Annotated in this window: 9 protein-coding genes, 2 tRNA genes and 2 rRNA genes (1 of these 13 cut by a window edge); all 13 read right to left on the bottom strand. The window is 37.5% G+C overall.

The genetic code is table 11. From position 1 onward, the window contains the following. Window positions 1-1,115: ribosomal RNA gene (locus AAFQ93_RS01825) — 23S ribosomal RNA — on the bottom strand; it reaches 1,787 nt to the left of the window's first position. Window positions 1,116-1,241: 126 nt separating this feature from the next. Beyond that, window positions 1,242-1,313, bottom strand: a tRNA-Ala gene (locus AAFQ93_RS01830). Window positions 1,314-1,363: 50 nt separating this feature from the next. Then, window positions 1,364-2,909 (bottom strand): 16S ribosomal RNA (locus tag AAFQ93_RS01835). The 16S and 23S rRNA genes sit together here with 2 tRNA genes alongside, the layout of an rRNA operon. Before the next feature lie 242 nt (window positions 2,910-3,151). Beyond that, window positions 3,152-3,223 (bottom strand) — tRNA-Glu (locus AAFQ93_RS01840). Window positions 3,224-3,635: 412 nt separating this feature from the next. Beyond that, window positions 3,636-5,594 carry an ATP-dependent zinc metalloprotease FtsH gene (gene ftsH, locus AAFQ93_RS01845; RefSeq protein WP_223140359.1) on the bottom strand — a complete coding sequence of 653 codons (1,959 nt, stop codon included), beginning with the start codon at window positions 5,592-5,594 and terminating at the stop codon, window positions 3,636-3,638. A 16-nt stretch (window positions 5,595-5,610) separates the two neighbouring features. Next, window positions 5,611-6,153 (bottom strand): hypoxanthine phosphoribosyltransferase, encoded by a 543-nt coding sequence (hpt, locus tag AAFQ93_RS01850; protein ID WP_375555461.1) that lies wholly within the window; start codon window positions 6,151-6,153, stop codon window positions 5,611-5,613. A 4-nt stretch (window positions 6,154-6,157) separates the two neighbouring features. Continuing rightward, window positions 6,158-7,435, bottom strand: a complete 1,278-nt coding sequence (gene tilS / locus AAFQ93_RS01855; RefSeq protein ID WP_375555462.1) for a tRNA lysidine(34) synthetase TilS — start codon at window positions 7,433-7,435, stop codon at window positions 6,158-6,160. Further along, the gene (locus AAFQ93_RS01860; RefSeq protein ID WP_375555463.1) at window positions 7,432-8,700 is read right to left on the bottom strand and encodes a serine hydrolase; all 1,269 of its coding nucleotides are present in this window, start codon (window positions 8,698-8,700) and stop codon (window positions 7,432-7,434) included. Before AAFQ93_RS01860 ends, tilS begins: the two co-directional genes overlap by 4 nt. Continuing rightward, window positions 8,693-8,815, bottom strand: coding sequence for an SP_0009 family protein (locus tag AAFQ93_RS01865; protein WP_282434682.1), 123 nt, complete (start codon window positions 8,813-8,815; stop codon window positions 8,693-8,695). Before AAFQ93_RS01865 ends, AAFQ93_RS01860 begins: the two co-directional genes overlap by 8 nt. Window positions 8,816-8,821: 6 nt before the next feature. Continuing rightward, window positions 8,822-9,190: a septum formation initiator family protein gene (locus AAFQ93_RS01870; RefSeq protein ID WP_000277028.1), complete on the bottom strand. Its 369-nt coding sequence runs from the start codon at window positions 9,188-9,190 to the stop codon at window positions 8,822-8,824. Next, entirely contained in the window at window positions 9,183-9,449 is a 267-nt protein-coding gene (locus tag AAFQ93_RS01875) for an RNA-binding S4 domain-containing protein (protein ID WP_001234970.1), read from the bottom strand. The genes AAFQ93_RS01870 and AAFQ93_RS01875 overlap by 8 nt, the downstream gene beginning before the upstream one ends. Before the next feature lie 63 nt (window positions 9,450-9,512). Then, window positions 9,513-13,016, bottom strand: a complete 3,504-nt coding sequence (gene mfd / locus AAFQ93_RS01880) for a transcription-repair coupling factor (protein ID WP_375555464.1) — start codon at window positions 13,014-13,016, stop codon at window positions 9,513-9,515. Continuing rightward, window positions 13,009-13,578, bottom strand: a complete 570-nt coding sequence (gene pth, locus AAFQ93_RS01885) for an aminoacyl-tRNA hydrolase (protein WP_375555465.1) — start codon at window positions 13,576-13,578, stop codon at window positions 13,009-13,011. Before pth ends, mfd begins: the two co-directional genes overlap by 8 nt. Between the last annotated feature and the right edge of the window lie 7 nt (window positions 13,579-13,585).

Here is a 13,585-nt window from a genome sequence, read left to right on the forward strand (position 1 = left end):
AATGAATAGCTGCTTCTAAGCTAACATCCTAGTTGTCTGTGCAACCCCACATCCTTTTCCACTTAACAATTATTTTGGGACCTTAGCTGGTGGTCTGGGCTGTTTCCCTTTCGACTACGGATCTTAGCACTCGCAGTCTGACTGCCGACCATAATTCATTGGCATTCGGAGTTTATCTGAGATTGGTAATCCGGGATGGACCCCTCACCCAAACAGTGCTCTACCTCCAAGAATCTCTAATGTCGACGCTAGCCCTAAAGCTATTTCGGAGAGAACCAGCTATCTCCAAGTTCGTTTGGAATTTCTCCGCTACCCACAAGTCATCCAAGCACTTTTCAACGTGCCCTGGTTCGGTCCTCCAGTGCGTCTTACCGCACCTTCAACCTGCTCATGGGTAGGTCACATGGTTTCGGGTCTACGACATGATACTAAGACGCCCTATTCAGACTCGGTTTCCCTACGGCTCCGTCTCTTCAACTTAACCTCGCATCATATCGTAACTCGCCGGTTCATTCTACAAAAGGCACGCTCTCACCCATTAACGGGCTCGAACTTGTTGTAGGCACACGGTTTCAGGTTCTATTTCACTCCCCTCCCGGGGTGCTTTTCACCTTTCCCTCACGGTACTGGTTCACTATCGGTCACTAGGGAGTATTTAGGGTTGGGAGATGGTCCTCCCAGATTCCGACGGGATTTCACGTGTCCCGCCGTACTCAGGATACTGCTAGGTACAAAGACTATTTTGAATACGAGGCTATCACTCTCTTTGGCTGATTTTCCCAAACCATTCTTCTATAATCTTTGAGTCCACATTGCAGTCCTACAACCCCGAAGAGTAAACTCTTCGGTTTGCCCTTCTGCCGTTTCGCTCGCCGCTACTAAGGCAATCGCTTTTGCTTTCTCTTCCTGCAGCTACTTAGATGTTTCAGTTCACTGCGTCTTCCTCCTCATATCCTTAACAGATATGGGTAACAGGTAGTACCTGTTGGGTTCCCCATTCGGAAATCCCTGGATCATCGCTTACTTACAGCTACCCAAGGCATATCGTCGTTTGTCACGTCCTTCTTCGGCTCCTAGTGCCAAGGCATCTACCGTGCGCCCTTATTAACTTAACCTTATTTTTCTGACCTTTCAGTCATAAACTCTTTATTAATACTACAGCGTTTTCGGTTTATTTTCTTGTTACTATTTGATATAGATATTCAATTTTCAATGTGCATTACTTGGTGATCTCTCACCAATGGAGCCTAGCGGATCGAACCGCTGACCTCCTGCGTGCAAAGCAGGCGCTCTCCCAGCTGAGCTAAGGCCCCACAAGACCTCTCAAGACTAAACAAGACCAATGTGCTTTCCTTATCCTTAGAAAGGAGGTGATCCAGCCGCACCTTCCGATACGGCTACCTTGTTACGACTTCACCCCAATCATCTATCCCACCTTAGGCGGCTGGCTCTAAAAGGTTACCTCACCGACTTCGGGTGTTACAAACTCTCGTGGTGTGACGGGCGGTGTGTACAAGGCCCGGGAACGTATTCACCGCGGCGTGCTGATCCGCGATTACTAGCGATTCCGACTTCATGTAGGCGAGTTGCAGCCTACAATCCGAACTGAGACTGGCTTTAAGAGATTAGCTTGCCGTCACCGACTTGCGACTCGTTGTACCAGCCATTGTAGCACGTGTGTAGCCCAGGTCATAAGGGGCATGATGATTTGACGTCATCCCCACCTTCCTCCGGTTTATTACCGGCAGTCTCGCTAGAGTGCCCAACTGAATGATGGCAACTAACAATAGGGGTTGCGCTCGTTGCGGGACTTAACCCAACATCTCACGACACGAGCTGACGACAACCATGCACCACCTGTCACCTCTGTCCCGAAGGAAAACTCTATCTCTAGAGTGGTCAGAGGGATGTCAAGACCTGGTAAGGTTCTTCGCGTTGCTTCGAATTAAACCACATGCTCCACCGCTTGTGCGGGCCCCCGTCAATTCCTTTGAGTTTCAACCTTGCGGTCGTACTCCCCAGGCGGAGTGCTTAATGCGTTAGCTGCGGCACTAAACCCCGGAAAGGGTCTAACACCTAGCACTCATCGTTTACGGCGTGGACTACCAGGGTATCTAATCCTGTTTGCTCCCCACGCTTTCGAGCCTCAGCGTCAGTTACAAGCCAGAGAGCCGCTTTCGCCACCGGTGTTCCTCCATATATCTACGCATTTCACCGCTACACATGGAATTCCACTCTCCCCTCTTGCACTCAAGTTAAACAGTTTCCAAAGCGTACTATGGTTAAGCCACAGCCTTTAACTTCAGACTTATCTAACCGCCTGCGCTCGCTTTACGCCCAATAAATCCGGACAACGCTCGGGACCTACGTATTACCGCGGCTGCTGGCACGTAGTTAGCCGTCCCTTTCTGGTAAGATACCGTCACAGTGTGAACTTTCCACTCTCACACTCGTTCTTCTCTTACAACAGAGCTTTACGATCCGAAAACCTTCTTCACTCACGCGGCGTTGCTCGGTCAGACTTCCGTCCATTGCCGAAGATTCCCTACTGCTGCCTCCCGTAGGAGTCTGGGCCGTGTCTCAGTCCCAGTGTGGCCGATCACCCTCTCAGGTCGGCTATGTATCGTCGCCTTGGTGAGCCGTTACCCCACCAACTAGCTAATACAACGCAGGTCCATCTGGTAGTGATGCAATTGCACCTTTCAAGCAGATATCATGCAATATCTACTGTTATGCGGTATTAGCTATCGTTTCCAATAGTTATCCCCCGCTACCAGGCAGGTTACCTACGCGTTACTCACCCGTTCGCAACTCATCCGGAGAAGCAAGCTCCTCCTTCAGCGTTCTACTTGCATGTATTAGGCACGCCGCCAGCGTTCGTCCTGAGCCAGGATCAAACTCTCATTAAAAGTTTGAGTTCTCACTCATTTCTGTCACTGACAGATTTATTGTTTTTTTCATTGTTCAGTACTACAACCTTAGTTGTAGTGCCCTGCACATTGGTTCGTCTTGTTCAGTTTTCAAAGGTCTTTGTCACTCGTTTCTCTCAAGTGACAACTATATTAGTATATCACAGTCGCTTTCGCTTGTCAACACTTTTTTGAAACTTTTTTTAATTTTTTTCATTCAGTGTTCCAACTGCTTCATACTATAGTCCGTACGGGATTCGAACCCGTGTTACCGCCGTGAAAAGGCGGTGTCTTAACCCCTTGACCAACGGACCGGAGTTGTTATTTTCAACTCTTACTATTATACCGACTTTTTTTGCTTTGTCAACACCTTTTTTTAATTTTTTTTAGAAGTCTTGTAATGTTTCCTTCAGCTCTCTGAGAAGGGCTTTGCGGCCTTTAAATCGTTCGTCTGCCCAAAGTTTCGGATAATATTTTTCTTACAATAATCGTTTTTTATGAAGCATATATCATTTTTTAAAAACATTTCTTCATATTACTCAAGTAATTCTTGCATTCTTATTTTCAGAAAATTTGAATCATTTTCTCTAAGAGAGCATTGACATAGGTGAACTTGTATTTTGTTTTCTATATATCGAAATCTTTGATTTAAATTCGAGTTCCCTCAACTTTTTTAAAAAAAACAGAGAAAACTTGCGCTTCCTCTGTTTATAGTATTTAAGATAATTAATTTTCTTCACTCATTTTTGATTTTACTTCATCATAAGATAGTGCATGTGATTCCTCTTCTATTGTTTCAGGCATCTTTCCTGTTTCGTATAGAGATTTAATTTGTGTACTATCCAATGTTTCGTATTTCAATAATGCTTCTGCAATTAGCTTGTGAGTTTCACGATTTGACTGGATAATTTCAGCAGCTTTGTTTCGTGCTTCATTCAATAATGAACGAACTTCTTCGTCAATTTCATAAGCTGTTTGTTCTGAAATTGATTTTTGAGGGCTTTGCGCACCAAACATGGCATGACTTCCTTCATATTGTACTGGACCAAGTTTTTCACTCATACCATACTCTGTAACCATTGCACGCGCCATCTGAGTAGCTTGTTCGAAGTCATTAGATGCTCCAGTTGTTTGGACGTTAAAGATAATTTCTTCGGCAACACGTCCACCCATCAAGCCAGCTAATTGTTCTTTCATATCTTCTTTAGATAAAAGCATTTGGTCTTCCTTAGGAAGTGCAATCATATATCCGCCTGCACGTCCACGTGGTACTATGGTAACTTTATGAACAACACGGGCATTTGACAATACTAGACCGACAATGGTGTGTCCTGCCTCATGGTAGGCAACCAATTCACGTTCTTTTTGTGAAACTGTCTTATCTTTCTTAGATGGTCCAGCGATAACACGATCTTCAGCTTCATCAATATCAGAAGCATCAATCACTGATTTATTACGACGAGCTGCAACCAAAGCTGCTTCGTTCAATACATTTTCCAAATCGGCACCAACAAAACCTGGAGTTTGTTGTGCTACTAATTTCAAATCTACATCTTCAGCTAAAGGTTTATTTCTAGCATGGACTTTCAAAATTGCTTCGCGTCCCTTAACATCTGGACGACCAACTAATACTTTTCTATCAAAACGACCTGGACGAAGTAGAGCCGGATCAAGAACATCTGAACGGTTTGTTGCCGCAATAACAATAATTCCTTCATTTCCTTCAAAACCATCCATTTCAATCAAGAGTTGGTTTAAGGTTTGTTCTCGTTCATCATTACCTCCACCTAAACCGACACCACGTTGGCGACCAACGGCATCAATTTCATCAATGAAGATAATAGCTGGTGCTGCTTTTTTTGCGTCCTCAAAGAGAGAACGTACACGGCTTGCACCGACACCGACGAACATTTCTACAAAGTCAGAACCTGAAATACTAAAAAATGGTACACCAGCTTCTCCTGCGACTGCTTTGGCAAGTAATGTTTTACCAGTTCCTGGAGGTCCTTCTAAGAGAACTCCAGCTGGAATCCGGGCACCCAATTTTGTAAATCGTTTTGGATCTTTTAAGAATTCAACAACTTCAACAAGTTCTTGTTTTTCTTCCTCTGCGCCTGCGACATCTGAGAAGCGGACTTTAATATCCTCTTTGTTAGCAGCCTTAGCTTTACTACGTCCAAAGCTCATTGGATTACGTCCGCTATTTCCGCCCATATTTCCCATCATAGAGAAGAGGAAGAAGAATAAGATAGCAAATGGTACTACTGAAACCAGGATGTTAATCCACATACCACTTGAGCTTTCGTGTTTCACTTCAATTTGTGTTTGATGTTCACTTGCTAGCTTTTGCAAATCCGCTACAGTTATATCTGATGGGAGGACAATACTTGTAAATTTCTCTACTTTTGTAGCAGAGGGTGTAAAAAATTGAATTCCCGTTTCCTGTTTCTCTGTCTTAGCAGTTTTGTAGACACCATACACTTCAATAACACTACCACTTGGTTGGTAGGTCATTTCTTTTACATTGTCGTTAGTGATTTCCTGAACCAATTCTGAGTACTTAATTTGTTGACTATGACCAGCAGATCTGCCAGCAAAAAAGTACTGGAATCCTGTCACTAGCAAGAAAATCATCAACAAATAAAGAAATGGATTTTTTATGAAACCATTATTTTGTTTTTGCATTCAAACACTTACCCTTCTATTTTGAGTAAACTTCCTCTTTCAATACACCTACATAAGGAAGGTTACGATAGTTTTCATTATAGTCTAAACCGTAGCCTACAACAAATTCATTTGGAATTGTAAAACATGTATAATCTGCTTCGATTTCTACTATACGACCTTCTGGTTTATCAAGCATTGTGACAATCTTAACAGAAGCTGCTTCTCTTGCAGTAAACATATCTCTCAAACTCTTCAAGGTTTGACCAGTATCAATGATATCTTCTACAAAGACAACATGTCGACCTTTAATATCTTGAGTTACGTCTTGTTTAATATTAATGACACCACTACTTACAGTCCCACCATGATAGCTAGAGACCATCATAAAGTCCATTTCAAGATGTGTATCAATATATTTCACCAATTCTGCCATAAAAGGAATAGAACCTTTTAGAATTCCAACTAAAATCGGATTTTTTCCCTCATAATCTTTTGTCAACTGAGCACCCAATTTTTTAGCTGCTTCTGTAATTTCATCTTGTGAAATCAAAATTTTCTTGATATCTTTTTCTAACATGATTTTACCTATCTATTTTTTCTATATAAAGTACAGTGTTCATTATATCATTTTTCATTTTTTTACTCAAATCACTGATTTCAATTCCTAAAACTGAACAAATTTTTCCAAATTGCTCAATGATAATAGCTTTTTCTCGTTTTTCTTTAGGAATTTTTAAATCCATAAAAAGTCGTCTTAGTTTTTTACGATGACCATTTTTTATCAAATAATCACCAGGCTGTCGATGCCGTAAAATCAACGATGTTTCACGAGAAACATTCATCTTTTGAACATTTTCTCCTTTTAAGGGGATTCCAAATGAGAATAAATAACCTTCATAATGAACTTGATTTTGATAGTCTAACACACAATCACTACTTTTTTCATCAGACTTTGGTCTGATTTTACAAATTCGAAAGTGCTGGTATTCTTTTACAAGTTCATAACCATTTTTTATACAATGGCGATATTGACTCTTAGTTTTTAAAATATGATAAATTTCTTGAAATTGTTCTCTTGTTACATTTAAATCAGCAAAACAACTAAGGTATTGTTGTAGTAAAACTCGCTGTGTTGCTTCACTAAAAGATAAAAACTGAGTTAAATCTTCCACATTGACTGTTTGAGATAATTCAGTCAGAGCAATTTGATAGTCAGATACTTCTTTTCCAAACTCTAAAAACGCTCTCTTGAGCTGAATATTTTCTTTTTCCAGTTGTGGTAAGTAAATATTACGAACTCGATTGCGAAAATAATGATTTTCTTTATTCGTCCTATCTTCAAAATGCTCAAGTTCAGGAAAATCCCTCTTATAAAAAGACAGCAAAGGACGAATTAATTCTCCCTTATCAAACGTTTGTCTCTCTTTTATAGCTGATAAATGTTGTAATCTAACACCTCGAATCATTCGCATAAAAATCGTTTCAGCCTGATCATCTGCATGATGAGCTGTTACAAGGGCTGTAGATGACGTTTTCCCCATCACTTCTCTAAAAAAATCATAGCGAAATTGACGAGCATTTGCTTCTGAAAAATCTCCAGTAAAACAAGCTACATAAATTGGAACCCCAACTTGTTCTGCCAGTTTTCTTAATTCATATTCTTCATTATCCGATTCTAGTCGTTGTTTATGGTTTACATGAGCTAAAAATAATTCAATCCCGAGTTCTTCTTGATAGGTTGATAGCAGGTGAAAGAGAAACATCGAATCCAATCCACCAGACAAGGCTAGTACAACTCGTGAATGATCTTTAAAATAACCTTTTTCTAGAAAATGATTTAAAAAATATTGGTCTCTCATTTTAGGACCTCATAGACATCCTTAGCAATTTTAGAAATGGTATCATAATCAGAATTTTTGGTAAAGATTGAAATAATGAAAGGAGAATCTGTATAGACTATTCCTACATCGTGTTTAAATTCATCTGCATCCCCAATTTTATGGGCTATCTTAGCAGAAATATTCTTAGCAATCCGCTGATTATCAAAAGCTGTTTGCGATAGCGATTCTAAAACAAAACCATTTTGATTGTAAATAGATTCCATAACTTGACCAGCCATTCTAGCTGAAGCCAACTTATCTGTCACATCCCACTCTTCACCTGCGATAGTAGCCATTTCTTTTTTAAAGGCTTCATCTGATTTATTCGTAATATAATAAGCAAGAATATTATGAGCTACATTGTCAGATTCTTTCGCTGTCTTTGTAATTAAATCTTTAAGAGTGTAGTCTTTATCGTCCGCTGTTTTAGGGAGGCTTCCACTTCCTTCGGGTTTATAAGAACCAGGGAAATCATTTACTTCAGAAAGGTACTTCAATTTCGTGTCAAGTTGGTAATCACCTTGATTGATTTTTTCTTGAACATAATAAAGATAAGGCAATTTCATAACACTAGCAGCGTACATTTTTTGATCTTCATTAATTCCAGCTTCCTTACCCGTGCTCAATTGTTTAACATAAATAGAAAACTGTTCATTTTGATAATTCGCAGATAACAACTCTTGTACTTTCTGGATACGATTGTCATCGTTGGAAATGTAATCCGTCGAAATCCAACCAATTTGTTTGATATGTAAGAATTCACGACCTTCAGCAAAAATAGACATATCTACTTCAACCTCTTGATAAGCTGCTAAAGTAGACTTTAATTCTTGTTGATCATAAGGACTATTATAAACGACAAATCCTGGTTCTAACCATACTCGTTTAGAAAAATCGTTTACGATGGAACTATCGTATAAAAGTCGTTTATCAGCCATCACAAATTGATTATTTGACAATTTAAACACAGGCTGTCCTTGTTTATTTAATCTCCATTCTAAAACAGATAATTTTGTATCTGCATTGACTTTTCCTGATTCTTTAATCAAATCTTCTGTAGAATAAACAGACGTTTCACCATAAAATTTTGGAGATTCTATAACATCTTGATAGTAAAAATGATACGAAGCGTGGGTTAAGGAATAAACTTCTTGGTTTGGAATGATAACTGGATTCTCAGTGCTTACTACTTGAACACTTTTAAAAAAAATAGGAAGTAGTAATATCACTAAAAATTTACGCATTCTTTTTTTCCTCTTTTTCTTGTAGCCGTAACAGATGATTTTTTTGAGCTAACTCTTCTAATTTTTCATCCGATTGACTTAAAAACTTTTCTACAATATCTAATAAATTTTCCATTTTACATTACCTAGGAAGTAAGTCCGGAATAGTATAAACTTCCTCCCATGATTTTGAATAGTAATATTTTGCACGCAAATACTTGGCTGCGTATGTTTCGTCCTTTAATTTGGTTGCAAGATTCGATTCTTTATCTTTTTCATCGCTCAATTCTTGATACTGTTTTTTCAGATCGGCTAACTGTTGGCGACGTTCGAGTAGTTGCTGATAACTTTGAGTCAAATTATAGGTTGGTAGGATGAACAACAACATAATCAAAATCAAAACCCAGCCCATAAAACGATTTCGTCTTTGTCGTTCTTCCATCAAGTATTTACGACGTTGGTGTTCATTTTGAATAAAAGAATTATTCATTTGTACAATTTTTTTATACATCGTTTTCTACCCTTGTTTCGCTGATAATTTCATACATACCTGCAGCATCTTCTTTTTTAGTGCTATCTTTCATTTCTAACACTTTTACGAGCAACAATTTATTTCCAAAACGAATTTCAACTTGGTCATTGATTTTTAAATCTGTAGAACTCTTAGCGAGAATACCATTTACCTTGATACGTCCCTTATCTGCAACTTCTTTAGCTACTGTACGACGCTTAATAATTCTTGATACTTTTAAATATTTATCTAATCTCATTTTTATTACCTCAAATTATTATTGTACCATTTTTATCCCTTTTATAGAAGAAAAATGTCATACCTAATTCGACTCTTTTGAATCTTTTATGTTTGCTAATGATTCTCCAAAAGTTAAAAGACCTTCTAAAATCTCATAATCCTTTTTATTACGAATATCAAAAACAACTTCGATTAAACCTTGATTTTCTGAAATATTAGCCTTCAAACTTGTCTGAGAAAGAGCCTGGAAATAATCTTGTGTTAAAAATAATTGTTGCGAAATTTTTTCAAATTGAACGATAAGTTTATTATTTTTTCTTTCAACTCGATTAACAAATACTTTATCAAGATATGCTTTAGCTAATCCAATTTCTAAAAGATAAGCAACCACATCTGGATATTCTCCAAAACGATCGATCAACTCATCTTGTAATTCTTCATAATTGACACGATTGTCAATCTGACGAATTCTCTTGTAAATCTCAATTTTGTGTCTTTCATCCGATTTATAATCATCTGGGAGATAGGCATCGATTTGTAGAAGTAACTCAGCATTTCCTTTTTCACGTTTTTTGTCAGTTCCATTTTTCTTAGCTATTGCTTCTTCTAACAACTGAGAATACAACTCAAAACCGACAGAATCGATAAAACCAGACTGCGAACTACCTAAAAGATTTCCAGCTCCACGAATGGATAAATCACGCATAGCAATTTTAAAACCAGAACCCAATTCAGTAAAGCCTTTGATAGCTTCCAATCTCTTCTCTGAAACTTCAGTTAATGATTTATCTGGTCGGTACATGAGATAGGCATAAGCAATTCGATTGCTCCGACCAACCCGACCTCTTAATTGATACAAAGTTGACAAGCCCATGTGATCTGCGTTTTCAATAAACAAGGTATTAGCATTTGGAATATCTACACCTGTTTCAATGATTGTTGTAGTCACTAAAATATCATATTGTCCTTCAATGAAATCAAGAAGTGTATTTTCTAAGCGAATTTCACTCATTTGACCATGGACAAATCCAATAGAAGCTTCTGGAATCAGTTCTTGTAACTCTGAAACCTTCTTTTCAATAGTGTCAACTTTGTTGTAAAGATAGTAAACTTGACCACCACGATCCATTTCTCTCAATACAGCATCACGAATGACACGATCATTCTGTTCAAGGACATAGGTTTGTACAGGATATCGATTGGTTGGAGGAGTTTCGATGACTGATAAATCTCGGATACCTAGCATAGACATATGAAGAGTTCGAGGAATTGGTGTAGCTGTCAAGGTTAAGACATCAACCTTCTTTTTTAATTCCTTCAAAGCTTCCTTATGCTTAACACCAAAACGTTGCTCTTCATCAATAATCATCAACCCCAAATCAGCAAACTCAACATCTTTAGACAAGACTCTATGAGTCCCTATCAAGATGTCTACTTGACCTTTTTTTAACTTCTCAAGTGTTTCAGTCTGTTCTTTTTTACTTCTGAAACGACTCAAAACATCTACGTTGACAGCAAATTGTTCAAATCTTTCCTTAAAATTACTGTAATGTTGCTGAGCAAGAACGGTTGTTGGCACTAAAACGACAACCTGTTTATGATCATTGACAGCCTTAAATGCAGCTCGCATGGCAACTTCTGTCTTACCAAAACCAACATCTCCAACTAATAGTCGGTCCATCGGTTGAGGAGCCTGCATATCTTTTTTTATTTCTTCGATACTTCGAAGTTGGTCCTCAGTCTCTACATATGGGAAAGCTTCGTCAAAAGCGTTTTGGTCTTCATCATCTTTTGAAAATGCAAAACCTTTAAGTTGACTTCTCTCTGCATATAACTTAATTAAGTCATCTGCAATATCTTCAACTTGACTCTTTACTTTTTGCTTCGCTTTTTTAAAACGTCCATCATTTAGTTTATTTAACTTTGGAGCTTTTCCATCACTTGAAACATATTTAGATAAGGTTTGAATTTGTTCTACAGGAATAGAAATACGATCACCATTTTGATATAGGACACTTACGTAGTCTCGATGAATTCCTTTGATTTCAATCGTTTCAATCCCTAAATATTGACCAATACCATGGATTTGATGAACAACATAGTCTCCTTTTTGGAGTTCATTATAATCCTTTAATCGTTCAGCGTTACTGATATTTTGTCTTCGATACTTGCGTTTAATCTTCTTTTTAAAAATTTCATATTCAGTGATAAATACAAGATTTTCATCTACAAAATGAAAGCCATGTCGTAGATTTCCTTCAACAAGATTGACAGTTCCTTTACAGATTTTACTTTCATTACTATTATCAACTTTAATATCGTATTCATCAAGAATCGTTGACAGTTTCTTTAGTTCAGTTTTGCTACTTGATTGAAGAACAATCGTATACTTTAATTTTTTGTAACGTTCAATTTCTTCTTTCAGAAAAGAAAACTGATTAAAGAACTCTTGCATAGAATATTGATTGAACTGGTACAGATTATTAAATTTCAAATTTCCAAGCCCTTTTTGAAAATTTGAAAAGAAACTCGCTGGTACATATTTTTTAAACTGACTTTCTACATCAGCAAAATATTGTAAACTTGATGCTGCTTTACTATTATGTAAATCTTCTGTAAAGTAGCTAGCTGTTTCCTTATCAAAAGCATCGTACTGGTTCATGATTTTTTGAAAATCATCAAATATAACAGGAACTTGATTCAAATAGTCTATCAAGGTCCACTGTTTTTTATAAAATACGAACAAAAACTTGCGAATATCTGCATGAAGAACTTGCTCTTTCGTACAACTAAAAACTTCTTCTAGATAAGACTTTAAAGTTGGAGAAAGTGCCTTATCAATCTCATGTTCTAAAAATTTCTGACCACGATGATAATCTTCATTCGTTAACAAAATATCACTAGCTGGATAGATTAGTACTTGAGTTTGACTATCTTTTGATAATTGAGTTTCAGTATCAAATTCTCTAATGCCATCAATCTCATCACCGAAAAATTCAATCCGATAAGGACAAATTTGAGAGGTTTCAAATATGTCTAGAATATCTCCACGAAGGCTAAATTCTCCCTGACTTTGAACTTGTGTAACTTTCTTATAACCAAGAGAAATCAAGTGATTTTTTAATTCTCTTTGTTCGCATTCTTGCCCCACTTGAAGTTCTAAGATACTATCATCAAAAACTTGAGGATTCGGCAAGAATACTCGACTAGCTGCGATGTTACAAACTAAAATCCCTCTTTGAGACTCATCTCTTAGAAAACGCAAAGCTTCAACCCGAGAAAAAATCTTTTCCTGAGATGATACCAAAAATTCAACCATTGGTGAATCATCTACTAGAAATGGATAAACAAGATCAGAACCTAATATGGAGATTAGATCATTAATCAGACGCTCAGCTTCTCCATATGTGGAAGTCATCACTAAAACCTTATCCTGACTCTTCAGACTACTAGCAATCGCTAACGATTTTGCTGAGCCAGAAAGACCTAGTAATAATTGTCTTTGTTTCTGTGGTAAGTTCTCATGCCAAGATAGGATTTGTTTATTCTCTAAAAAGAAATCGATTAATGTCATTTCCTTACCCATTATATTTCTGCATCGTCTTTTCAAAGTTTTTTTCTTGTAAATAATAATTTACAGAATCGTCAACCTTGTCAATTGACTGTAAAATACCAATATAATCTTCTTGATCAAACTTACTCAAAACATGGTTAACAACAGACATTCCTTTTTTAGGTCTACCAATACCAATCTTTACACGATTGAAAACCTGTGTACCGATATGTTGAATAATCGACTTAATTCCATTATGACCACCAGCTGATCCTTTAGCACGAAGACGAATTTTTCCGACTTCCATGTCAAGATCATCGTAAATGATCAGTAAATCTTCAATATCTAAACCATAATAAGTTAACAATGCATGAACAGCTTTTCCACTTTCATTCATAAAAGTCGTCGGTTTCACCAGATAAATTTTTTCCCCATTAAGGAAAAATGAAGCTAGTTCAGCTTGGAATATCTTATCGTGTGTAAAGGTAACATTTTGTTTTTTGGCTAGTTGATCAATCAGCATAAAGCCAACATTATGTTTAGTTTCAAAATATTTATCTCCTGGATTTCCCAATCCTACAAGTAATTTTGTCATTTATATT

Source organism: Streptococcus nidrosiense (assembly GCF_042140045.1).
GTDB lineage: Bacteria > Bacillota > Bacilli > Lactobacillales > Streptococcaceae > Streptococcus > Streptococcus nidrosiense.